The 23,591-nt window shown below is 41.9% G+C and carries 22 protein-coding genes; 19 read left to right on the forward strand and 3 right to left on the reverse strand.

Translation table 11 applies throughout. The features are described 5' to 3' along the window. Window positions 1-60 precede the first annotated feature (60 nt). Genes HMPREF2867_RS07525 through HMPREF2867_RS07545 form a run of 5 tightly spaced genes read left to right on the forward strand, consistent with a single transcriptional unit; the run spans window position 61 to window position 6,528 of the window. On the forward strand, window positions 61-2,031 hold the full coding sequence (locus tag HMPREF2867_RS07525) for a peptide ABC transporter substrate-binding protein (protein ID WP_070576843.1): 1,971 nt from the start codon (window positions 61-63) through the stop codon (window positions 2,029-2,031). Window positions 2,032-2,091: 60 nt separating this feature from the next. Then, complete coding sequence (locus tag HMPREF2867_RS07530) at window positions 2,092-3,585, forward strand: ABC transporter permease (protein ID WP_070576846.1); 1,494 nt, start codon at window positions 2,092-2,094, stop codon at window positions 3,583-3,585. Further along, entirely contained in the window at window positions 3,585-4,511 is a 927-nt protein-coding gene (gene oppC, locus HMPREF2867_RS07535; RefSeq protein WP_002886846.1) for an oligopeptide ABC transporter permease OppC, read from the forward strand. Before HMPREF2867_RS07530 ends, oppC begins: the two co-directional genes overlap by 1 nt. 9 nt (window positions 4,512-4,520) lie before the next feature. Then, window positions 4,521-5,606, forward strand: a complete 1,086-nt coding sequence (locus HMPREF2867_RS07540) for an ABC transporter ATP-binding protein (RefSeq protein ID WP_021143811.1) — start codon at window positions 4,521-4,523, stop codon at window positions 5,604-5,606. Continuing rightward, window positions 5,599-6,528 carry an ATP-binding cassette domain-containing protein gene (locus HMPREF2867_RS07545; RefSeq protein WP_021143812.1) on the forward strand — a complete coding sequence of 310 codons (930 nt, stop codon included), beginning with the start codon at window positions 5,599-5,601 and terminating at the stop codon, window positions 6,526-6,528. The genes HMPREF2867_RS07540 and HMPREF2867_RS07545 overlap by 8 nt, the downstream gene beginning before the upstream one ends. A 50-nt stretch (window positions 6,529-6,578) precedes the next feature. Here HMPREF2867_RS07545 and HMPREF2867_RS07550 read toward each other — a convergent pair whose 3' ends face one another. The 3 genes from HMPREF2867_RS07550 to HMPREF2867_RS07560 are packed head-to-tail and all read right to left on the reverse strand — an operon-like array spanning window position 6,579 to window position 8,456. After that, on the reverse strand, window positions 6,579-7,364 hold the full coding sequence (locus HMPREF2867_RS07550; protein WP_070576856.1) for an ABC transporter permease: 786 nt from the start codon (window positions 7,362-7,364) through the stop codon (window positions 6,579-6,581). Window positions 7,365-7,375: 11 nt separating this feature from the next. Then, on the reverse strand, window positions 7,376-8,074 hold the full coding sequence (locus HMPREF2867_RS07555; protein WP_002886849.1) for an ABC transporter ATP-binding protein: 699 nt from the start codon (window positions 8,072-8,074) through the stop codon (window positions 7,376-7,378). A 4-nt stretch (window positions 8,075-8,078) separates the two neighbouring features. Next, window positions 8,079-8,456, reverse strand: coding sequence for a GntR family transcriptional regulator (locus HMPREF2867_RS07560; protein ID WP_021143815.1), 378 nt, complete (start codon window positions 8,454-8,456; stop codon window positions 8,079-8,081). 181 nt (window positions 8,457-8,637) lie between these two features. On the opposite strand from HMPREF2867_RS07560, the gene HMPREF2867_RS07565 reads away from it, so the two are divergent. The 14 genes from HMPREF2867_RS07565 to HMPREF2867_RS07630 all read left to right on the forward strand — a co-directional run bounded on the left by HMPREF2867_RS07565 (window position 8,638) and on the right by HMPREF2867_RS07630 (window position 23,577). Continuing rightward, window positions 8,638-9,432: an HAD-IIB family hydrolase gene (locus HMPREF2867_RS07565; RefSeq protein ID WP_021143816.1), complete on the forward strand. Its 795-nt coding sequence runs from the start codon at window positions 8,638-8,640 to the stop codon at window positions 9,430-9,432. Further along, window positions 9,425-10,243: a Cof-type HAD-IIB family hydrolase gene (locus HMPREF2867_RS07570; protein WP_014634817.1), complete on the forward strand. Its 819-nt coding sequence runs from the start codon at window positions 9,425-9,427 to the stop codon at window positions 10,241-10,243. The genes HMPREF2867_RS07565 and HMPREF2867_RS07570 overlap by 8 nt, the downstream gene beginning before the upstream one ends. A 10-nt stretch (window positions 10,244-10,253) precedes the next feature. Continuing rightward, window positions 10,254-11,651, forward strand: coding sequence for a signal recognition particle-docking protein FtsY (ftsY, locus tag HMPREF2867_RS07575; RefSeq protein ID WP_021143818.1), 1,398 nt, complete (start codon window positions 10,254-10,256; stop codon window positions 11,649-11,651). A gap of 234 nt (window positions 11,652-11,885) precedes the next feature. After that, complete coding sequence (gene gmk / locus HMPREF2867_RS07580; protein ID WP_070576859.1) at window positions 11,886-12,515, forward strand: guanylate kinase; 630 nt, start codon at window positions 11,886-11,888, stop codon at window positions 12,513-12,515. A gap of 21 nt (window positions 12,516-12,536) precedes the next feature. Continuing rightward, on the forward strand, window positions 12,537-12,851 hold the full coding sequence (gene rpoZ / locus HMPREF2867_RS07585; protein WP_002886855.1) for a DNA-directed RNA polymerase subunit omega: 315 nt from the start codon (window positions 12,537-12,539) through the stop codon (window positions 12,849-12,851). 142 nt (window positions 12,852-12,993) lie between these two features. Next, window positions 12,994-15,390, forward strand: coding sequence for a primosomal protein N' (locus tag HMPREF2867_RS07590; protein ID WP_070576862.1), 2,397 nt, complete (start codon window positions 12,994-12,996; stop codon window positions 15,388-15,390). A 17-nt stretch (window positions 15,391-15,407) separates the two neighbouring features. Next, a complete protein-coding gene (gene fmt / locus HMPREF2867_RS07595; protein WP_070576864.1) occupies window positions 15,408-16,343 on the forward strand; it encodes a methionyl-tRNA formyltransferase in 936 nt (311 codons plus the stop codon). Beyond that, entirely contained in the window at window positions 16,333-17,655 is a 1,323-nt protein-coding gene (gene rsmB / locus HMPREF2867_RS07600; RefSeq protein WP_070576913.1) for a 16S rRNA (cytosine(967)-C(5))-methyltransferase RsmB, read from the forward strand. Before fmt ends, rsmB begins: the two co-directional genes overlap by 11 nt. 43 nt (window positions 17,656-17,698) lie before the next feature. Further along, window positions 17,699-18,436 (forward strand): Stp1/IreP family PP2C-type Ser/Thr phosphatase, encoded by a 738-nt coding sequence (locus HMPREF2867_RS07605; protein ID WP_070576910.1) that lies wholly within the window; start codon window positions 17,699-17,701, stop codon window positions 18,434-18,436. Next, complete coding sequence (gene pknB, locus HMPREF2867_RS07610) at window positions 18,436-20,310, forward strand: Stk1 family PASTA domain-containing Ser/Thr kinase (RefSeq protein WP_070576866.1); 1,875 nt, start codon at window positions 18,436-18,438, stop codon at window positions 20,308-20,310. The genes HMPREF2867_RS07605 and pknB overlap by 1 nt, the downstream gene beginning before the upstream one ends. Before the next feature lie 246 nt (window positions 20,311-20,556). Next, window positions 20,557-21,075, forward strand: a complete 519-nt coding sequence (locus tag HMPREF2867_RS07615) for a potassium channel family protein (RefSeq protein ID WP_256263072.1) — start codon at window positions 20,557-20,559, stop codon at window positions 21,073-21,075. A gap of 162 nt (window positions 21,076-21,237) precedes the next feature. After that, the gene (gene liaF, locus HMPREF2867_RS07620) at window positions 21,238-21,936 is read left to right on the forward strand and encodes a cell wall-active antibiotics response protein LiaF (protein WP_070576869.1); all 699 of its coding nucleotides are present in this window, start codon (window positions 21,238-21,240) and stop codon (window positions 21,934-21,936) included. Continuing rightward, window positions 21,933-22,943, forward strand: a complete 1,011-nt coding sequence (locus HMPREF2867_RS07625) for an envelope stress sensor histidine kinase LiaS (RefSeq protein ID WP_070576872.1) — start codon at window positions 21,933-21,935, stop codon at window positions 22,941-22,943. The genes liaF and HMPREF2867_RS07625 overlap by 4 nt, the downstream gene beginning before the upstream one ends. Next, entirely contained in the window at window positions 22,933-23,577 is a 645-nt protein-coding gene (locus tag HMPREF2867_RS07630) for a response regulator transcription factor (RefSeq protein ID WP_002891417.1), read from the forward strand. The genes HMPREF2867_RS07625 and HMPREF2867_RS07630 overlap by 11 nt, the downstream gene beginning before the upstream one ends. Window positions 23,578-23,591: the final 14 nt, after the last annotated feature.

The raw sequence follows: 23,591 nt of genomic DNA on the forward strand, positions 1-23,591 counted from the left end.
TCATCTTATTTTTTATGGTATAATGTAGGCATATTAAAAAAGAATTTTTGGAGAATGCTTATGAAAAAAAGTAAATGGTTGGCCCTTGCGGGTGTTTCCCTCCTTAGTGTTGGGGTTTTAGTGGCTTGCTCATCAAAATCAAACACTTCAAGCAATACATACAACTATGTTTATACTGCTGACCCTGAGACATTGGATTACCTTATTTCCAATAAAGGTTCAACAACTGATGCTGTGACAAATGGTGTCGATGGCCTTTTGGAAAATGATAAATATGGTAACTTGGTGCCTGCTATTGCCAAGGATTGGACTGTTTCAGCTGATGGTTTGACTTATACTTACAAACTTCGTAAGGGAGTTAAATGGTATACTTCAGATGGTGAAGAGTATGCGGAAGTAACAGCTAAAGACTTCGTAACAGGTCTTAAACATGCTGCTGACAAGAAGACAGAGTCAATTTATTTGGCAAAAGATTCTGTAGTAGGTCTTGCTGATTATTTCAATGGTACTGATAAAGACTTCTCTAAAGTTGGCGTTAAAGCACTTGATGATTACACTCTTCAGTACACGCTTAAACAACCAGAACCTTACTGGAATTCTAAGATGACTTATTCTCTCTTCTGGCCTGTAAATGAAGAGTTCCTTAAGTCAAAAGGGGATAGCTTTGGTAAATCAACAGATCCATCATCTATCCTTTATAATGGTCCATACATCCTTAAGTCATTGACAGCTAAATCATCTATTGAGTTGGCTAAAAATGAAAACTACTGGGATAAGAAAAATGTCCACTTCGATGGCATTAAACTTTCTTTCTACGATGCTTCAGACCAAGAATCGCTTGTTCGTAATTTCACTGATGGCGCTTATAGCCAAGCACGTCTATATCCAACAAGCTCAAACTTTAATTCTGTAGAAAAACAATATAAAGATAATATCTTCTATACACAACCATCTGCAGATATTGGTGGGGTTGGTGTTAATATTGACCGTCAGTCTTACAACCATACATCTAAGAAGACTGATGCTGAAAAAGATTCAACTAAGAAAGCTCTTCTTAACAAGGACTTCCGTCAATCAGTTAACTTTGCTATTGACCGTACAGCTTATTCAGCACAACTTAATGGTGAAAAAGGTGCAGCACTTGCTGTTCGTAACCTTCTTGTGAAACCTGATTTTGTTTATGCTGGTGACAAGTCATTCGGTGATTTGGTAACTGAAAAGATGCCTTCATATGGTGACGAGTGGTCAGGTGTTAACCTTAAAGACAGTCAAGATGGTCTCTTCAACGCTGATAAGGCTAAGACTGAATTTAATAAAGCTAAGGAAGCTCTCCAAGCACAAGGTGTTCAATTCCCAATTCACTTGGACCTTCCAGTTGACCAAGCTGCAAAACCAACTGTAGCACGTGCACAATCTTTGAAACAATCTGTTGAAAAGACACTCGGTAAAGAAAATGTGGTTGTAGACGTTCATCAAATGTCTCAAGATGATCTTCTTAACAGTACTTTGTATGCAGCTAACGCAGCAGCAGAAGACTGGGATATCAATATTTCAGTTGCTTGGGCGCCTGACTACGAAGACCCATCAACATTCCTTGATATCTTCAAGACAACAGCTAGTGAGAACACAAAAACTTACATGGGATTCGACGATCCTAACAATGCAGCAGCAGCTCAAGTAGGTCTTAAAGACTTTGATGCTTTGGTTGATAATGCAGCTAAAGAAACAAGCGATCTCAACGTACGTTATGAACGTTATGCAGAGGCACAAGCTTGGTTGGAAGATAGCTCACTCTTCATGCCACTTATGGTTAACAAGGGTGCTGCTCCAATGGTAGCTCGTTTGACACCATTCTCAGGTGCTTACTCTCAAGTAGGACCTAAGGGTTCTGACAGATACTTCAAGTACCTTGAGCCTCAAAAAGATGTTGTCACTAAGAAAAACTATGATAAAGCCCGTGAAAGCTGGCTTAAAGAAAAGTCTAAGTCCAACGAAAAAGCTCAAAAAGACCTTGAGAAACACGTTAAATAAAAGGACGATGGAACTTTCTCATTAGATTGGGAAAGTTCTTTTGGAATTAAAGGAAGAGACATGAAAAAATATATTTTATTGAGAACCCTCCGTTCTCTATTGTCAATATTTGTCGTGACGGCCTTGACCTACACGATTATCTATACCATGGTGCCGAGGCGTCTGATTTTCAGACAGGACCCTAACTACAACAAGATTGCTAAGACAGCTGATTCTAAGGCTAACTATGAAAATACAATCTATGAACGTATGGGTTACATTGATTACTATGACACCAAGGAGTTGCAGGAGAAAGCTAGCTCCCTTGATAAGTCGGTAACCACTAAGCCAACAAAAGAAAATAAAGCTATTTACCAAAAATATGTGGATAGTTTAGGACATGGCTGGCGTTTGCATCAATTCAAGCAAAGTAAACAATTCTATGCAACACGTGATGTGCCAGTGCTTGAACGTGTGTTTGGCTTCTATACGCACCTCTTTGAATTTGACAATACTGGATGGGTTAAAGATAAAACAAATCCAAACTTGAAGCGTTACATCCGTATTGAAAATGATCCAGCTATCGGTTGGTCAGTTGTCGGTTCAGGAACTAAGCATAAATACTTGCTTTACTTTAACAGTCAGTTCCCATTTGTTCACCAAAACTTTGTGAAGATGAACCTTGGTACATCTTACCCAACCTATGCTGAGCAGGGTGTTCTTGATGTTATTACACAAGGCCAAGGGCAAACACAAAGCTCTGAGGTCAACTTCCCTACTGGTAAGAAGATATCTTCAGTAGATATCTACTCTCGTACTTATAAATCACCAAGTCAGGCTGATGCGAGAGACCGTTCTTACTATGGAAATGACCCATACACAGCTACCAAGAGTCGCTACCAATACCCATCAATGGTGACAAGTTCTGCTATTGCAGGTTTGATTGGTTTGGTCTTGTCTTATGCTTTGGCAATTCCATTGGGATCATACATGGCACGCTTTAAAAACACACTCTTTGATAGTGTATCAACAGGTGTCTTGACTTTCTTGCTTTCACTACCAACCATCGCCTTGGTTTATATCATTCGTTTGATTGGTTCTGAGATTGGTCTTCCAGATTCTTTCCCTATCTTGGGTGCAGGTGACTGGCGTTCATACGTCTTGCCATCTGTTATTCTCGGTCTCTTGTCAACACCAGGTCTTGCTATTTGGATTCGTCGTTACATGATCGACTTGCAATCACAAGACTTCGTTCGTTTTGCACGTGCCAAAGGGTTGTCAGAACAAGAAATTTCGAATAAGCACATTTTCAAAAATGCTATGGTTTCCTTGGTTTCAGGGATCCCAGCATCTATCGTTAGTGTTATCACAGGGGCAACCTTGACAGAAACGATCTTCGCCTTCCCTGGTATGGGTAAAATGTTGATTGACTCTGTCCGTGCTTCAAATAACGCTATGGTTGTGGGTCTTGTATTTATTTTCACAGCCCTCACCATCTTCTCATTGCTTGTGGGTGATATCCTTATGACTATAATTGACCCACGTATCAAATTGACATCTAAAGGAGGTAAATAATGGCTTCAATTGATAAAAGTAAGTTCCAATTTGTAAAGCGCGATGATTTTGCCTCTGAAACAATTGATGCACCAGCTTATTCTTACTGGAAATCAGTGATGCGTCAATTCTTTAAAAAGAAATCAACAGTAGTAATGTTGGGTATCTTGATTGCCATCGTTTTGATGAGTTTCATCTATCCAATGTTCTCTAAATTTGACTTCAATGATGTCTCAAAAGTAAATGATTTCAGTTTGCGTTATGTACATCCAAACGCTCAATACTGGTTCGGTACTGACAGTAATGGTAAGTCCCTCTTTGATAGTGTTTGGTTTGGAGCTCGTAATTCTATCCTTATTGCTGTTATCGCTACCTTCCTTAACGTTGTCATTGGTTTGCTTGTAGGTGCTGTTTGGGGGATTTCTAAGACCTTCGATATGATTATGATGGAAATCTACAACATCATCTCAAATATTCCTGCCCTCCTTGTAGTTATCGTCTTGACTTACTCATTGGGTGCTGGTTTCTGGAATATGATCTTTGCCATGACTGTCACAGGTTGGATTGGTATTGCCTATACCATTCGTATTCAAATCATGCGTTACCGTGATTTGGAGTATAACTTGGCTTCTCGTACACTGGGAACGCCAACTGCTAAGATTGTGGTTAAAAACATCATGCCGCAACTTGTGTCAGTTATCGTAACTATGGCTAGTCAACTCTTGCCAGGATTTATCTCTTATGAAGCCTTCCTTTCATACTTTGGTTTGGGGCTTCCCGTTACGACGCCTAGTCTTGGTCGTTTGATTTCAGACTACGCACAGAACGTTACAGTCAATGCTTATCTCTTCTGGATTCCATTGACTACCTTGATTCTCGTTTCCCTTGCTCTCTTTATTGTCGGTCAAAACTTGGCGGATGCCAGCGACCCACGTACGCATAGATAGGAGTCCAATATGACAGAAAATAAAAATGTAATATTATCGGCTCGCGATATCGTCGTGGAATTTGACGTTCGTGACCGTGTTTTGACAGCTATTCGAGGAGTTTCCCTTGATTTGGTTGAAGGTGAAGTTTTAGCCTTGGTTGGTGAGTCTGGTTCAGGTAAATCAGTATTGACTAAGACTTTCACAGGGATGCTTGAAGAAAATGGTCGTGTAGCTAGCGGTTCTATTGATTATCGTGGCCAAGATTTGACCAAACTTAAGAGTCACCAAGATTGGGCACATATTCGTGGGGCTAAGATTGCGACTATCTTCCAAGATCCTATGACCAGTCTTGACCCAATTAAGACTATCGGTAGCCAAATTGTTGAAGTCATTGTCAAACACCAAGGAAAATCAGCCAAAGAAGCTAAAAAAATGGCCATTGACTACATGGACAAGGTTGGTATTCCTGATGCTGAAAAACGTTTCAACGAATATCCTTTCCAATACTCTGGTGGGATGCGTCAACGTATCGTCATTGCCATTGCCTTGGCTTGTCGTCCTGATGTTCTTATCTGTGACGAGCCAACAACTGCCCTTGACGTGACCATTCAAGCTCAAATCATTGACCTCTTGAAATCACTCAAAGAGGAGTATGGTTTCTCAGTGATTTTCATTACCCATGACCTTGGTGTGGTAGCAAGTATCGCTGACAAGGTTGCTGTTATGTATGCTGGTGAAATCATCGAGTATGCAACTGTTGAGGAAATTTTCTATGAGCCTTGTCACCCATACACGTGGAGCTTGCTTTCAAGCTTGCCACAGTTGGCTGACGATAAGGGTGAGCTTTTCTCAATTCCAGGGACACCACCATCACTTTATACACCAGTTGTTGGAGATGCCTTTGCCTTGCGTTCAGACTATGCCATGCAGATTGACTTTGAGGAAAAAGCTCCACAATTCCAAGTTTCAGATACTCACTGGGCTAAGACCTGGCTCTTACATGAGGATGCACCAAAAGTTGAAAAACCTGCGGTTATCCAAAATCTACATGAAAAAATCCGTGCTAATATGGGATTTGCACATTTAGGAGATGAGGAGGAAGGCAATGCCTGAGAAGTTAGTTGAAGTAAAAGATGTGGAGATTTCCTTCGGTGAAGGAAGCAAGAAATTCGTTGCTGTCCACAATGCTAATTTTTTCATCAACAAGGGTGAAACCTTTTCCCTCGTTGGTGAGTCTGGTAGTGGTAAAACCACTATCGGGCGTGCCATTATTGGTCTAAATGATACAAGTAATGGTGAGATTATTTTTGACGGTAAGAAAATCAATGGACACTTATCTCACTCTGAGAAAAACGACCTTATACGTCGTATCCAGATGATTTTCCAAGACCCTGCGGCTAGTTTGAATGAACGTGCAACAGTCGATTATATCTTGTCTGAGGGCTTGCATAACTTCCATCTCTATAAGGATGAGGAAGATCGTAAAGCAAAAATCAAGAAAATCATCAAAGAAGTGGGACTTCTTGAGGAGCACTTGACACGTTATCCTCACGAATTTTCTGGGGGACAACGTCAACGTATTGGGATTGCACGTTCCTTGGTCATGCAACCGGACTTGGTTATCGCTGACGAACCCATCTCAGCCCTTGACGTGTCAGTTCGTGCCCAAGTTTTGAACTTGCTTAAGAAATTCCAAAAAGAGTTGGGATTGACCTATCTCTTTATCGCTCACGACTTGTCAGTGGTCCGTTTCATTTCTGACCGTATCGCTGTTATTTACAAGGGGACAATCGTGGAAGTTGCTGAGACAGAAGAACTCTACAACAATCCTATCCACCCTTACACCAAGTCACTCTTGTCTGCTGTTCCTATTCCAGACCCAATCTTGGAACGTAAGAAAGTCTTGAAGGTTTATGATCCAAACCAACACGACTATTCTGTCGATAAACCAGAAATGGTTGAAGTACGTCCAGGACACTTCGTTTGGGGTAACAAGGCTGAAATCGAGACTTATCGTAAAGAACAAAGTAAATAAGTCTTTTCAATGCAAAAAAAATCGTGTTCCAGAAGGAACACGGTTTTTCTTTAGTCTAAATTTAAGCGTTTGGTCATGATATAGTAGGTACCAAAGTAACTTGCTGCGATGAGAATGAGAGACTGAGCTAGACTAAATATATATGACGAGTTATTAATTGCAGTATTTGTTGCATTTCCGGTCAAGGCTGCACCGAGTCCAAAGAAGAAACCAATAAAGAATAGGATAGCCTGAATGGCGAAATAGGCGACAAATCCCATAAGAACTTTGTTAGTATTGAAGAGGTTTCCGATACTAATACAGAGGTAATAGAAAAGGATACCGCTAATTGTTCCTAAAATTGTAGAAGGGATGAAGAGGTAGAAAGCGCCTATTTCTTTTAGGATCTGGCCAAAGTAGCTGGTAGCTAGGAGGATATCTTTCATATCAAGGCAGAAAGCAGCTATAATTCCAATCGAAAGGAGTATAACGAGTGATGAAATGATATCTAAAATAAAGGCTACCAAGAGTTTAGACAAGATTAATTGGTGAGCAGAAACTGGGAGCGTATTGGTTAGATAACCTTCTCTCCCAAAGACAGTCTTTGCAAAGCGTCTGACAATGAGAACTATTGTTGCTATATAAATAGTTCCCCATACGATAATGGTAGCAAAAACCATCAGTGTGAAGAAAGCAAAGAAGAGTAGACTAGGTTCTTGGTGGCTCTGTTCAGTTACAAAAATAGATTTTCGAAGCATTAAACCCAAGGGGATAGAGAGTAGGATGGCAATACCATAGATGCCAAGATACCATTTACGGACCGATTGTAATTCATATTTAACTAATTTCCAAAACATGCTCATACCTCCTAGTTGTGGAACATCTCTCTAAAGAGTTTGTCGATAGATTTGCCATGGGCTTGACGGATATTATCAGCATCACCCTGAAGTTCAATCTGACCGTATTTTAAGAAGACAACTTCATCTAGGACGGATTCAATATCTGCAATCAAATGGGTTGAAATGATAACAGAAGCATCTTCAGAGTATTGGTTGATGATGGTTTTAAGAATGTAGTCACGTGACGCAGGATCGACTCCACCGATAGGTTCATCGAGGAGATAGAGTTTAGCTTCACGACTCATAACCAAAATCAACTGAACTTTTTCTTTGTTACCTTTTGAGAGGTCCTTAAGGCGCAAATCAGGCTGGAGCTTTAAATCCTGCAAGAGTTGCAAGGCAAGAGGATAGCGGAAGTCAGCGTAAAAATCTTGGAAGAAGTCCAAGTAGTATTGGATAGTCTTACTTTCATCCAAATAAGTTGTATCAGGTAGATATGCCACTTGAGCTTTGGTGATAGGTGATGGCTGAAATCCATTAATAGTTGCTAAACCAGAAGTTGGTTGAAGGAGGCCGTTCAAAATTTTGATTAGGGTTGTTTTACCACTACCGTTTGGTCCTAAGAGACCAATGATTTTACCAGAAGGGATGGACATGGTCACATCTCTAAGGGCTGGAATACCATTATAGGTCTTGGTGAGATTTGTTAGAGTTACAATATCAGTCATCGGTCTACAAGTCCTTTCCTGTTTGTTCGATGTAGTCAGTGATGATAGATTTGATTTCAGGTGAGCTAAAACCAATGGCTGTCATCTCAGAGACAAAGTTCTTCATGAGACTTTGGGCAATCTCGTGTCGTTTTTGATCAATTAGTTTTTCATCTTCGGTAACAAAGCGACCAGAGGTACGGGCAGAATAGACCAGCCCCTCTTTTTCAAGTTCTTGGAAGGCTCTTTGTACGGTGTTGGGATTGACCCCGGCTTCCTGAGCAAATTCCCTAACAGGTAGGAGTTGTTGTCCCATACTCAATTCCTTGGAAGCTATCTTCAGTTTGACGCGATAGGCGATTTGGAGATAGATTGGCGATTTTTCATCAAATGTCCAAGCCATAAGAGACTCCTTTCTAAAAGTATAATAGTATTATTTTTGTACTACCATAATGATACAACTAAAATACTGAATTTGCAAGTAAAATTCCATATTTTCTCTAATTTCTCTGGCTTTTCCCAAACTTATATTCCTATTTTTGGTACAATAGGGGCAAGTATATTCGACCTGAAGGGAGATTATTTTGAAAATTTTAGCAACAGATATGGATGGTACCTTTCTAGACCATCTTGGTGCCTATGACAAAGCACGTTTGGATAACCTTTTGGATGCTTGTGAAGCTAAAGATTACGTTTTTACCGTAGCTTCTGGCCGAGCTCTCTTGGCCTTGGAGGAGCTTTTTGATGGTTTTGTGGACCGCATAGCTATTATTGCGGAGAATGGGGCCTTGGTTCAGTACAAGGGTGAAGTCCTGTTTGAGTCCAAGCTAGAACCTAAAGATTATTTGGAAATTGCAGATACGACTTTAGCCTTGCCAACTTGCGAGGGAATTCTCTTGTCGGGACGTCGTGGTGCCTATGCTCCAAACGATGCAGATCCAGCCTATCTTAAGGCCATGGAACGCTACTATGAAAATGTTATGACAACGGACCTTGAAGCGGTTACAGATGATATTTTCAAGGTAACTGCTAAGTTCCAAGGGGATACCATTATGGAACGTGGTGACTACCTCAACACGATTTTTGAGGATATGACAGCTGTGACAACTGGCTTTGATTCTATGGATATTATCCTTAAAGGTGTGGATAAGGGCTTTGGTCTTTACCATCTTTGTCAAGAGTTGGGGCGTCAAGCTTCAGATGTTGTAGCCTTTGGTGATAATCTCAATGATATGGAGATGCTGACCTTTGCTGGGCATGCGGTTGCTACGGAAAATGCCCGCGATGAGATTAAGGCAGTAGCTGACGAAGTGATTGGTCACCATAAAGACGGTGCAGTCTTTGACTACATGGAAGGATTGGTGGACTCAGATGTCTGAGATTAAATTATTGGCCTTGGACCTAGATGGGACACTCTTCACTAAGGATAAGCAAGTAACAGCTGAAAATAGAGCTGCTCTGAAAGCGGCAGAAGCTAAGGGGGTTCATGTGGTCATTACGACTGGTCGCCCTCTGCCAGCTATTACTCATATCTTGGAAGATTTGGGCTTGTTGGATGATAAGCACTATAGTGTGACCTTCAATGGTGGCTTGGTTCAGCGTAATAATGGGGATATCCTCATAAAGAAAGAGATGAGTCGAGAAGATTTAAAGCAGATTTATGCTGTCTTCGAACCTCTAGGGCTTCCTATGGATGTTATCAGTGATGGCATTGTCTATGGTGTGCCAAGTAAAGGCAATCATTCTCTCTATCGTCAGGCTAATCCTACCCTGACCTTCGTTGATGTGGAGAGTATTGATGACATTCCTGAAAATATCGTCTATAATAAGGTAGTTACGGTCTGTGAGGAAGCGTTTTTGGATGCTCAAATTCAAAAAATACCTGACCATTTATACCAAGCGTTTGAGGTCTTTAAGTCTCGTGAAATTATCCTAGAGGTCATGCCTAAAGGTGTTCATAAGGCTGTAGGTTTGAGACTCTTGACTGATTACCTTGCTCTGGATAAAAGTCAGGTCATGGCTATGGGAGACGAGGAAAACGACTTGACAATGCTGGAGTGGGCTAGTCTTGGTGTGGCTATGGCGAATGCTGTTCCCAAGGTCAAGGCTGTTGCCAAGGCAGTAACGACAAAAACTAATGAGGAATCTGGAGTGGCTGAGGCCATCCACAAATATATTCTAGAGAAATAAGGAGAACCAAATGGGTCTATTTGATCGATTATTTGGACAAGAGGAAAACCAGTCACAGGAAACTGTAGCAAATCATGAAATTTCAGAAACTGAGGCTCTTGATAATCAAGACTTATCAACAAGTGAAGGGATAAGCGAGAGTCAAACAGAACAGCTCAGTGAGTCGGAGACTCAAGTAGAAGAGATTTCATCCACAGAATCTGTTGAATCTAGTGATTCTACTGTGACAGAAGAAAGTGAAGCAGTGTCTGACGAAGACCTTTCTGTTGATAATCAGGCTTCAAGCGAAGCAGAAGGCGTTTCCGAGTCAGAAGAAAGTCAAGTTGCTGTGGATAACCACTTTGCGGATGTCATGGCTGATTACTATGCTAAGAAGGCTCAAGTAGCTGCTGCTGCAGAAAAAGGTGAAACTGTCACTTTTGAAGCCGTTCAAACCCGTAAAGTTGAGGAAAAACCTGAAGAAGTTCAGGATTCAAAAACTGAAACAGAACAAGAGAAATATAACCGTACCCTCAAGAAGACGCGTACTGGTTTTGCTGCCCGCTTGAATGAATTCTTTGCGAATTTCCGTCGTGTTGATGAGGAGTTCTTCGAAGAATTGGAAGAAATGCTAATTCTTTCTGATGTTGGAGTTAATGTTGCAACGCAATTAACGGAAGATTTGCGCTATGAAGCCCGCCTTGAAAATGTCAAAAAGACTGAGGATTTGCAACGCTTGATTATTGAAAAACTTGTGGATATCTACGAGAAGGATGATGTCTACAAGGAGCAGATTAATTTCCAAGATGGTTTGACAGTCATGCTTTTCGTTGGTGTCAACGGGGTTGGTAAGACAACGTCTATCGGTAAGTTGGCGCATAAATACAAACAAGAAGGCAAAAAAGTTATGTTGGTAGCTGCTGATACCTTCCGTGCGGGAGCTGTTGCTCAGTTGGTTGAGTGGGGACGTCGTGTTGATGTGCCAGTAGTGACTGGTGCTGAGAAGGCTGACCCAGCTTCAGTGGTCTTTGACGGTATGGAAAAGGCCCTTGCTGAGGGAGTTGACGTCCTTATGATTGATACTGCGGGTCGTTTGCAAAATAAAGACAATCTTATGGCAGAGCTTGAAAAGATTGGTCGTATTATCAAACGTGTGGTTCCAGAAGCACCTCATGAAACCCTCTTGGCCTTGGATGCCTCAACAGGTCAAAATGCCCTTAGTCAGGCTAAGGAATTTTCAAAAATCACACCTCTTACAGGCCTTGTCTTGACTAAGTTGGACGGTAGTGCCAAGGGTGGTGTGGTTCTAGCCATTCGCCAAGAGTTGGATATTCCAGTTAAGTTAATTGGTTTTGGTGAGAAAATTGATGACATTGGTGAGTTCCATTCAGAAGAATTCATGCAAGGTCTCTTGACTGGTTTGGTTTAAAAGAGTATTTAAAAAAGAGTGAGTACTGGGAAAAGGAATTCACTCTTTTTAATGGTGTCCTCACCTTGAAAAAAGTCGCTTTTATTGGTAAAATAGTAAGGAAAAACGCATGCTCTGAAAAGTGAGCTGTAACTTAATCACTGAACAACCCCTAAGCCAAAAAAAGAGATGATTGTTTTCTCTTTTTTAAGGTGAGTCATAAGAAGATTTTTAATCTTAGTTTAAGGAGAAGACATGTCTGAACGTGGACTTTTGATTGTTTTTTCAGGGCCTTCTGGTGTCGGAAAAGGAACTGTTCGTCAGGAGATTTTTTCAACACCTGACCACAAATTTGAATACTCAGTATCAATGACCACACGTGCTCAACGTCCTGGTGAAGTTGATGGGAAGGATTATTTCTTCCGTTCGCGTGAGGAATTTGAAGAGCTTATTCGTAATGGTCAAATGTTGGAATATGCTGAGTATGTGGGTAACTACTACGGAACACCTTTGACTTATGTTAATGAAACCTTGGATAAAGGTGTTGATGTTTTCCTTGAAATCGAGGTTCAAGGGGCCCTTCAGGTTAAGAAAAAGGTCCCAGATGCTGTCTTCATCTTTTTGACACCACCAGACTTGAACGAGCTTCAAGAACGTTTGGTTGGTCGTGGGACAGATTCTGAGGAAGTTATTGCTCAACGTATCGAGCGTGCGCGTGAAGAAATTGCTCTCATGAGCGAATACGATTATGCCATTGTTAATGACGAAGTGCCTTTGGCTGCTGAGCGTGTCAAACGTGTTATTGAAGCAGAACACTTCCGAGTTGACCGTGTGATTGGTCGCTATCGTAATATGATTTCAGAAAAGAAATTATCAGATAAATAAATTAGAAATAGGTATAGAATTATGATGTTGAAACCCTCTATTGACAAACTTTTGGATAAAGTGCCTTCAAAATATTCATTGGTTATTTTGCAAGCCAAACGTGCCCATGAATTAGCCGCTGGTGCTGAACCAACTCAAGAGTTTACGTCAGTAAAACCAACCCTTCAAGCCCTTGAAGAGATTGAATCTGGTAATGTGACTATCCACCCAGATCCAGAATCTAAACGTGAATTGGCACGTTTGAAAGTGATTCAAGCACGTCTTGCTGCTGAGGAAGAAGAACGTAAAATCAAAGAACAAATCGCTAAAGAAAAAGAAGAAGGCGATAAAATCTAAAATCAAAGTCTTGCTTTGGTTTATGAGGAGAGGGGAGCTGAGGCATAGTGTCTCAGCTTCCTTCTTTATGACGAAAATAGGCAGCTCACATTTTCTTGAGCTTGGAAGATACTGGTCTTAAGGAAGTGACAGGAGGAAATTTATGGTTTTAGTAGCACAAATTATTGTAGACGTTCCTCTGATGCAGACGGATAGGCCTTATAGTTACCTTATCCCTGAAGCCATGCAAGAACAAATCGCCATCGGTATGCGGGTTCATGTGCCTTTTGGTAAAGGAAATCGTCTACTTCAAGGTTTTATTATTGGCTTGGAAGAGCAGGAAAATTTAAGAGATTTTCCTGAACTAAAAACCATCGCTGAGCTTTTAGATTATGAGCCAGTGCTTAATCAGGAACAGCTGGATTTGGCTGATCAGATGCGACATACGGTCTTTTCTTATAAGATTTCCATCTTGAAGTCAATGCTACCCGGTCTCCTTAATTCGCAGTACGATAAGGTTATCATGGCAACTGATAAACTGGGTGAAGAGGAAAAAGCGACTCTCCTTCAAGGGCAGAATCATATTCTTTTCTCGCAGTTGTCAGAGGTACAACGTCAAGCCATTCCTCGTCTGGTCCAGTCTGGGCGTGTAACGGTTGATTACCTTGCTAAAGATAAGCAGAATATTAAGACTGAGAAGCACTATAGTGTTCAAAAGGGGATTCTCGAGACTTTGGCAATTTCGCAAAGGGCTAAGAAACGATTGGAGTTGCGAGACTTCTTGCTAGAAAAGAGTGAGTCTGGCAAGTTGACGGATCTCCACAAGCTTTTTTCACGAGATGTGGTTAAGTTTTTCATTGAAGCTGGTGCCTTGGTCATCACCGAAGTTGAGGTCAATCGTGCCGATAGCTACTTTGAAAAGGTAGAAAAGACAGATTTTCTTGAGCTTAATACCCAACAGGCGCATGCGGTTGAAGAAATGACGTGCCAAATTGGACAAGGTGGCAAACCTTTCTTATTGGAAGGAGTGACGGGATCAGGTAAGACAGAGGTTTACCTGCATCTTATCGAGAGGACCCTGGCTATGGGAAAAACCGCCATTGTCTTAGTGCCAGAGATTTCCCTAACACCCCAAATGACCAATCGTTTCATTTCACGTTTTGGTGACTTGGTGGCGATTATGCATTCAGGCTTGTCAGACGGTGAGAAATTTGACGAGTGGCGTAAGGTTAAATCTGGTCAGGCCAAGGTTGTGGTAGGAGCGCGTTCGGCTATCTTTGCTCCTTTGGACAATATCGGGGCAATCATTATCGATGAGGAACATGAGGCTACTTATAAACAAGAGTCCAATCCTCGCTATCATGCAAGAGATGTTGCCTTGCTTAGGGCTAAGAGTCATGGAGCTGTGCTTGTCCTTGGGTCAGCAACACCCTCTATTGAGACACGGGCGAGAGCTCAGAAAGGGGTTTACCATTTTCTTGAGTTGACACAAAGGGCTAATCCTCATGCTAAAATTCCGCAGGTGGAAGTGGTGGACTTCAAGGATTTTGTGGGCCGTCAAGAGGCGAGTGATTTTACGCCACCTCTTTTGGAAAAAATCAGGGAACGTTTGGCACGTAAGGAACAAGTCGTATTGATGTTGAACCGTCGTGGGTATTCCTCTTTTGTCATGTGTCGTGACTGTGGCTATGTGGATGATTGTCCGAATTGTGATATTTCACTGACCTTGCACATGGATACTAAGACCATGAATTGTCACTATTGTGATTTTCAAAAAGCAATACCACATGTCTGTCCCAACTGTCAGAGTCGTCAGATTCGTTATTATGGGACTGGGACACAAAAGGCCTATGATCAATTGACGGAACTCTTGCCAGAAGCCAGAGTGATTCGTATGGATGTTGATACGACACGTAAGAAAGGTGCTCACGAGAAACTCTTAGAGACTTTTGGAAGTGGCAAGGCTGACATTTTGCTTGGGACTCAGATGATTGCCAAGGGCTTGGATTTTCCCAATGTCACCTTGGTAGGGGTCTTGAATGCAGATACGTCGCTTAATTTACCAGATTTTCGTTCGGCTGAGCGTACCTTCCAGCTTTTGACACAGGTGGCTGGTCGTGCTGGTCGTGCTGACAAGGAAGGGGAAGTTATTATTCAAACCTATAATCCTAGTCATTATGCCATTCGGTTTGCGCAACAACAGGATTATGAAGCTTTCTATGCCTATGAGATGGGGATTCGACGTCAGTTGGCCTATCCGCCATATTTTTATACGGTAGGCATCACGCTTTCTCACAAGGATGAAGAGTTTGTCGTCCGCAAAAGCTATGAGGTTATGGCTTATTTAAGAGAGCACTTGTCAGACAAGGTGACTTTCCTAGGGCCAACGCCTAAGCCTATTGCCCGAACACATAACCTTTATCATTATCAGATTATTATCAAATACCGTTTTGAGGATAACTTGGAAGAAACGCTTAATAGGGTCCTTGACATGACTCAGGAGCCTGAGAACAAGGACCTGCGTTTGATTATCGATCACGAACCTCAGAATTTTACCTAATCTAGAAAAGGAAGAATATGACAAAATTAGTATTTATGGGAACGCCTGCCTTTTCAGCGACAGTGCTGGAAGGACTTTTGACCGATGAGCGTTATGATATTGTCGCTGTGGTGACGCAACCAGACCGTGCTGTCGGCCGTAAAAAAGAAATCCGCATGACACCGGTCAAAGAAGTAGCCTTGGCGCATGACTTGCCAATTTATCAACCGGAAAAATTGTCAGGGTCAGAAGAAATGGCGCAATTGATGGCGCTTGGTGCTGATGGGATTGTTACTGCAGCTTATGGACAATTTTTACCAAGCAAGTTACTTAATAGCATGGATTTTGCGGTGAATGTCCACGCTTCTCTCTTGCCAAAATACCGTGGTGGGGCACCTATTCATTATGCCATTATCAATGGGGATGCAGAAGCAGGTGTGACAATTATGGAAATGGTCAAGGAGATGGACGCTGGTGACATGGTTAGCCAAAAGGCCTTGCCAATTCTTGACGAGGATAATGTTGGTACCATGTTTGAAAAATTGTCAGTCTTGGGTCGTGACCTTTTGCTCGAGACCTTGCCTGCCTACATTGCTGGAGAAATCAAACCTGTTCCTCAAGATGCCAGTCAGGTAACGTTTTCGCCAAATATTAGTCCAGAAGAGGAGCGTCTTGATTGGAATAAATCGGCTCGTGACATCTTCAATCAAATCCGTGGCATGTACCCATGGCCTGTGGCACATACCTTGCTTGATGGCAAACGTTTCAAAATTTATGAGGCGGACTTGGCAGAAGGTCAAGGACAGGCTGGTTGTATCATTGAAAAGACCAAGAAGAGTTTGGTAGTTGCGACTGGTAAAGGAGCCATTTCACTTAAGACAGTTCAGCCTGCAGGAAAGCCCCGTATGGCTATTGCTGATTTTCTTAATGGGGTCGGACGCAATCTTGAAGTAGGTGATGCATTTGGCCAATGATTGGAAAAAAACAGCCCGTGGACAGGCACTTGAAGTCTTAGAAGAAGTCTTCCAGGAAGGAGCTTACTCAAATATTGCTCTCAATGCCCATCTGAGCAAGTCGCATCTGACAGATAAAGACAAGGCCTTGGTGACGGAAATTGTCTATGGGACCGTGGCTCGTAAGATTACGTTGGAGTGGGTCCTAGCCCATGTCATCGAGGACCGTGACAAGCTTGAATCTTGGGTCTATGACTTATTGCTTTTGAGCCTCTATCAGTTGGCCTATTTAGATAAGATTCCAGCCCATGCGGTGGTTAATGATGCCGTTTCTATTGCCAAAAATCGTGGCAATAAAAAGGGGGCTGAGAAGCTGGTCAATGCGGTTCTTCGTAAACTATCTAGCCAGCCTTTGCCAGATCCAAGCACAATCAAACGTGTCAATAAACGCTATTCCGTTCAGTATTCTCTACCTGTATGGTTGGTTAAAAAACTTATCGACCAGTATGGAGAGGATCGTGCCCTTGCTATTTTCCAAAGCCTTTTTGTGAGAAACAAGGCTAGTGTGCGTGTAACGGATGCGTCACGTTTGGAAGAGATTGCGGAGGCCACTGGGGCTGAGTGTTCAGTATTATCCCCAGTCGGGCTTGTTAAGTCTTCAGGTTACTTTGCTGGGACAGATTATTTTAAAGAGGGCTTGTTGACCATTCAGGATGAGACCAGTCAACTGGTTGCACCAACTTTAGGGATTCAAGGTGAAGAAGAAATCCTGGATGCCTGTGCGGCACCTGGAGGTAAGACTGTCCATATGGCCTCTTATTTGACGAGTGGACATGTGACGGCGCTTGACCTCTATGATCATAAGCTTGCTCTTATCGAAGAAAATGCACAACGTCTTGGATTAGCTGATAAGGTTAAGACTCAGAAACTGGATGCTAGTCAGGTACATCAAGTCTTTCCAGCTGATAGTTTTGACAAGATTTTAGTGGATGCACCTTGTTCTGGAATTGGGCTCATTCGTCGGAAACCCGATATCAAATATAACAAGGATTTCCAAGACTTTGAGTCCCTCAAGGCTGTGCAGTTGGATATCCTATCCAGCGTTTGTCAAACCCTACGAAAAGGTGGTATAATAACATATAGTACTTGCACCATCATAGCAGAAGAAAATCAAGAGGTGATTCAAGCCTTTCTTGAGAGTCATCCTGATTTTGAGCAAGTTGCCTTAGACCATCCATGTAAAGACATCGTGGTCAATGGCTGTTTGGCAATTACCCCCGAACAGTATCTAACTGATGGTTTTTTCATCGCACAGTTGCGTAAAAAAGCTTAGAGTTACAGAGGAGGAAATGCTGACGCAAGTCAGAAAGAAAACTATGGAAATATCATTATTAACGGACATTGGCCAAAAACGGTCAAATAACCAAGATTTTGTTAATAAATTTGTCAACCAAGCTGGTGTTACCCTTGTCGTTGTTGCAGACGGAATGGGCGGACACCGTGCTGGAAATATTGCCAGTGAGATGTCAGTGACTGATCTTGGTCGTGACTGGATTAACACTGATTTTCGTGAGTTGAGTCAGATTCGTGATTGGATGATTGCTGCCATTGATGCAGAAAATCGTAAAATTTATGAACTTGGCCAAAACGAAGAATATAAGGGAATGGGAACAACTATCGAGGTTCTTGCCTTTGTTGATAATGCTGTGATTTTTGCCCATGTTGGAGATTCACGTATTGCCCTTATCCGTAATGGTGAGTATAAGCAATTGACGAATGACCATTCTTTGGTCAATGCTCTTATCAAGGCTGGTCAGTTGACCGAAGAAGAAGCAGCAGTTCACCCACAACGTAATATCATTACGCAATCTATTGGGCAAGTTGCTCCGATTGAGGCTGACCTTGGTGTTCAACAATTGGAACCAGGGGACTATATTTTGGCCAATTCAGATGGTTTGACCAACATGATTTCAGTCGAACAGATTGTTCATATTGTCAACAGCCCTGGTTTCGTCGAAGAAAAAACGAGTCGTTTGGTAGCTGCAGCCAATGAGGCAGGTGGTTTTGATAATATTACCGTTGCTCTCATTAAGGTAGAAAGTGAGGAAGGATAATGATCCAAGTTGGCAAATTGTTTGCTGGACGTTATCGAATCCTTAAATCTATCGGACGTGGTGGTATGGCGGATGTTTATCTGGCTAATGACCTGATTCTGGATAATGAAAAAGTGGCTATTAAGGTACTTCGTACCAATTACCAAACTGATCAGGTGGCTGTGGCCCGTTTCCAACGTGAAGCGCGTGCCATGGCAGAACTCAGTCATCCTAATATCGTTGCTATCCGAGATATTGGCGAAGAAGACGGCCAGCAGTTCTTGGTGATGGAGTATGTGGACGGTTCGGACTTGAAGAAATACATTCAAGACCATGCGCCACTTTCTAACCAAGATGTTGTGCGTATCATGGGGGAGGTCCTTTCCGCCATGACTCTTGCCCATCAAAAGGGCATTATCCACCGTGACCTTAAGCCACAAAACGTTCTTTTAACTAAGGACGGTACAGCCAAGGTCACAGACTTCGGAATTGCGGTTGCCTTTGCAGAGACTAGTCTAACTCAAACGAACTCTATGTTGGGTTCTGTCCACTACCTGTCACCAGAGCAGGCTCGTGGATCTAAAGCGACTATCCAAAGTGACATCTATGCTATGGGTATTATGCTTTTTGAAATGTTGACAGGTCATATTCCTTATGATGGCGATAGTGCAGTAACCATTGCACTCCAACATTTCCAAAAACCACTACCATCGATTTTGGCAGAGAACCGTAACGTTCCCCAAGCTTTGGAAAACGTGGTTATTCGAGCAACAGCCAAAAAACTAGAAAATCGTTACAATAGTACTTTGGAAATGAGCCGTGACTTGGTAACGAGTTTGCATCCTAGTCATCGACGCGATGCCAAGGTAGTCTTTGATGATATGACGGATACCAAGACCTTGCCGAAGGTTGATCCAGTTCCATCAGCAAGTCTTGAGAAAAAAGCCGTTGCTGCTGAGCCATCAGAGCCTACACCTGCTCCAAGTAAACAACCAAGGAAAAAAACGACACCAGCTAAGAAGAAAAAGAAGAAAAACTTCTTCTCAACCTTGCTCAAGGTTTTCCTAGGACTGGTCTTTATTGGTATTATCATCTTTGCCTATTTGGTATTTACCAATCCTGATAATGTTCAGGTGCCTAATGTGGTCGGTCAAGAGTTGTCCACAGCTCAGACTAAAATTGAGGGTGCTGGATTTAAGGTAGGAGAAGTCAAAGAAGTGGAAGATGACTCTGTCGATACGGGTAAGGTCATCAAGACCGATCCTACAGCTGGAACCACACGAAAAGAAGGATCAAGCATTGATGTTTATGTTTCTTCTGGTAGTAAAGGTTTCGCTTTGAAAGACTACAAGGGTAAAAACTATAAGGATGCCATTGAGGACTTAACTTCGAATTATGGTGTTTCTGAGGACCAAATTGATATTCAGCATGTCGAAGACGACAGTGCTGAAGAGGGAGAAATCCTATCTCAAAGTCCAGGGAAAAACAAGTCCTTCAATCCTAAGGATAGTAAGGCTAAGATTAAGTTCCGTGTGGCAACTCCTAAGACAGTTACCATGCCTGATGTGACTGGTTTGACGGTTTCAACAGCAGTTCAAACCTTGAATCGTAAGAATATCTCAAGTAGTAGCATCGAGTACCACGACTATAATACTGGTGCCAAATTAGATAAGGATAAGGTTCCTAGCAGTACGGAGGTCCTTTATCAAGATCCACAAGCTGGTACAAGTGTTGATGGTACAGTGATTCTCTATGTTTCGGTTGCAACAGCAAGTTCAAGTCTCCAGTCAAGCTCAAGCAGTACGACACATTCGTCATCAACGAGCTCAAGTACTGACAGTACAACTTCAAGCACTGAAACCTCGACAGAGGCTACTCACACAGAGCTACAATAGATTAAAAAAAACTTAGACATAATGAAGAGAGGTTATTTAATCTCTCTTTTTTGATACCTAGAGATCTTGTCGATAGCCTAAAAAACCTGCTTGCCAGAGGTCAGAGATTCTTTTATAATGAAAACATCACATATAGGAGAGACGCTATGAGAAACCGTAGAAAACTGAGAAGGTACATCATTACCTACGATATTGTCATGACGGTCTTGGCCCTTATTTCCATTGGCTTAGTTATCTTTGATTTAGTTGGCTATTATTCCCTATAATGAAGTCTTTACCTTCCTCCGTTTTTCAAGAGTGGGACGCTTTGCCAGGTTGGCCAAACTCTCACGTTTAATTGGTTTGAGTAGCAAGCTCAAGCATATTTCCAATCGTATTAATCGCAGAAATGGCTTTTATTTTCTACTTTCGGTTAATAGTGTTATCATTCTTATCAGTAGTGCTATTATTGCCCGAGTAGAACACCATAATTTTATAGATGCTATTTGGTGGTCTGTAGCAACGGTGACTACCGTTGGCTATGGAGATATCGTCCCTAAAACGCTTGTAGGTAAGGCAGTCGCGGTTATTCTCATGTTTAGTGGGATTGCCACTCTAGGGTTGTTAACTAGCTCTCTTAATAATATTTTTGTGCGGTCAGGTCGTCAGACTGAACGAAAATTAGCCAATCTTGAGAAAGAATTAGCAGAGCAGCGTGTCATACTGGAGGAAATCAGAAGTACAGTGCTAATGATAAAAAGCAAAATAGACGATACTGACGATTAAGATTTTTGAATGAAAGACTGTGTTTCCTGTAATGGAGGCACTTTTTTGGTTTCTTCTGCCCCTTTTCTATCTCGGTTAGTCAGTGCTCAAACTGGGTCTTTTTGTCAATTGCCTTAAAATTTGATAGAATGAAGCCCGTATACTTTTATTTGAGAGGTCCTTATGACCAAATTTAATTTTTTCTTAGTGGTGGAAGCCCTCCTTTTGACTCTGGGCCTGATTACCATTTTTAATAATGATATTACCAGTTTTATTTTCATTCTGGTTTTGACCTTGTTAGCGGTTCGCTTTTTTAATAAGGAATCCAAAAGTGACTTTGTCTTGACCATCTGTTTGATCTCACTTTTTCTGGTTTCCATGTGGAATATCTATGTAGTGCTTGCGATTTTGGTGGGTGTGGCCTATGTCATGATTAACCATTTTTCACAGGTCAAGAAAAAGAATCGCTACGCTCTCATTCAATTCAAGGAAGACGACTTGGATCCTCAGGCTATGCGAAATCAGTGGATTGGAACTCGGATGGAACCTGTCAGTGATCGCTATGACTTTGATGATATCAATATCATCCGTTTCTTTGGGACAGATGTGATTGATTTGACTCAGGTTATTGTCTCAGGGAGAGATAATGTCGTGATCTTGCAGAAACTCTATGGACCGACGACTATCTTGGTACCAATTGATGTTTCCGTAAAACTCAACATATCAGCAATCTATAGCTCTGTCACCTTCTTTAATGAAGATGAATACGACCTCCGTTATGAAAGCTTGACCTTGCAAGGGGCGGAGTATGAGCATGCTCATCGGACGGTTAAATTGATTCTCAATGTGGGGGCTGGACCAGTGGAGGTACGTCGCAAATGAAGAAACAGTACCTATTTTTAATTCTGATTTACTCGGTTGTTGTTTTGGTTGGCGTTACCCTTGTAGTGATGGATAGCTTTAACCTCAACTTTTCACTAGTTTTCGGCAATCTGTCTCAGGCCTTCCACTTCCTTTTTAACATGGTTTTTGTGGTTCTGAGTTTGCTCATTTTGCTTTATATTCTTTGGGCCATTGCCAATGATAACAGTATGCGTTCAGTCAATCAGGATTTGCGCCGCATTATCAATAATCAACCTGTCAAACGTCAGGGAGATATTGAGTTAGACAAGAATATGATGCGCTTGTCTCATAAGATGCGTAAATTGACTAAGGACTTGCAGAAAACTGAGAATGCCCAGGCTCTTCAAAGCCGTGATATTATTAAGAAGGAGCGAGGACGTATTGCTCGTGACCTTCACGATACCGTTAGTCAGGAACTTTTTGCGGCTAGTATGATTCTTTCTGGTGTCTCTCAGATGGCGGACCAGCTAAGTAAAGAAGATTTGCATAATCAAATTCAGGCGGTTGAGGCCATGCTGACGGATGCTCAAAATGATATGCGTGTCTTGCTTTTGCATCTTCGTCCGACAGAGCTTGAGAACAAGACCTTGCAAGAAGGCTTGCAGATGATTCTTAAGGAATTAACCGATAAATCCAATATCCATGTCGTCTACAAGGATATGGTTAAGAAAGTGCCTAAGCGTATTGAAAATAATCTCTTTAGGATTGCCCAAGAGTTTATCTCTAATACTCTTAAACACGCCAAGGCTAGCCAGATAGAGGTTTATCTCTATCAAAATAGTCAGGAAATTCAATTGAAAATGTTGGATAATGGTGTTGGTTATGATTTAAATGCGTCGACTGACGAGATGAGTTATGGACTGAAAAATATCCAGGAGCGTGTCGATGAAATGGCGGGAACTGTGCAGTTCCTATCTGCTACAGGTAAAGGAACATCTATTGATGTTCGTGTGCCGATATTAAGAGGAGAAGACAATGTCGAATAAGATAAATGTGATTTTGGTCGATGACCATGAGATGGTCCGTTTGGGCCTTAAGAGTTTCCTGAATCTCCAAGGAGATGTCGAAGTGGTTGGAGAAGCGAGCAATGGCCGAGAAGGTGTTGACCTTGCCCTGGAACTTCGTCCAGATGTCGTCGTAATGGACCTTGTCATGCCTGAATTAGATGGTGTTCAAGCGACTTTGGAATTGCTCAAAGAATGGCCAGAGGCCAAGATTTTAGTTTTGACTAGCTATTTGGACAATGAAAAAATTTATCCAGTCATTGAAGCTGGTGCTAAAGGTTATATGCTTAAAACTAGCAGTGCGGCAGAGATTCTTAATAGTATCCGTAAGGTTTACCGTGGTGAAGAAGCTATCGAAACTGAGGTGGACAATAAGATTAAATACCACGATAGCCATCCGGACCTACACGACGACTTGACGGCACGTGAACGTGATATCCTGGCGCTTTTGGCTAAGGGTTATGACAATCAGACCATTGCTAACGAGCTATTCATTTCATTGAAAACCGTTAAAACGCACGTGTCTAATATCCTAGGAAAACTCAATGTTGATGACCGTACTCAGGCTGTCGTTTATGCCTTTAGACATCATTTGGTTTCACAGGATGATGAATAAAGTTATCAACTAAC

The sequence above is a fragment of the Streptococcus sp. HMSC064H09 genome, assembly GCF_001812625.1.
Taxonomy (GTDB): domain Bacteria; phylum Bacillota; class Bacilli; order Lactobacillales; family Streptococcaceae; genus Streptococcus.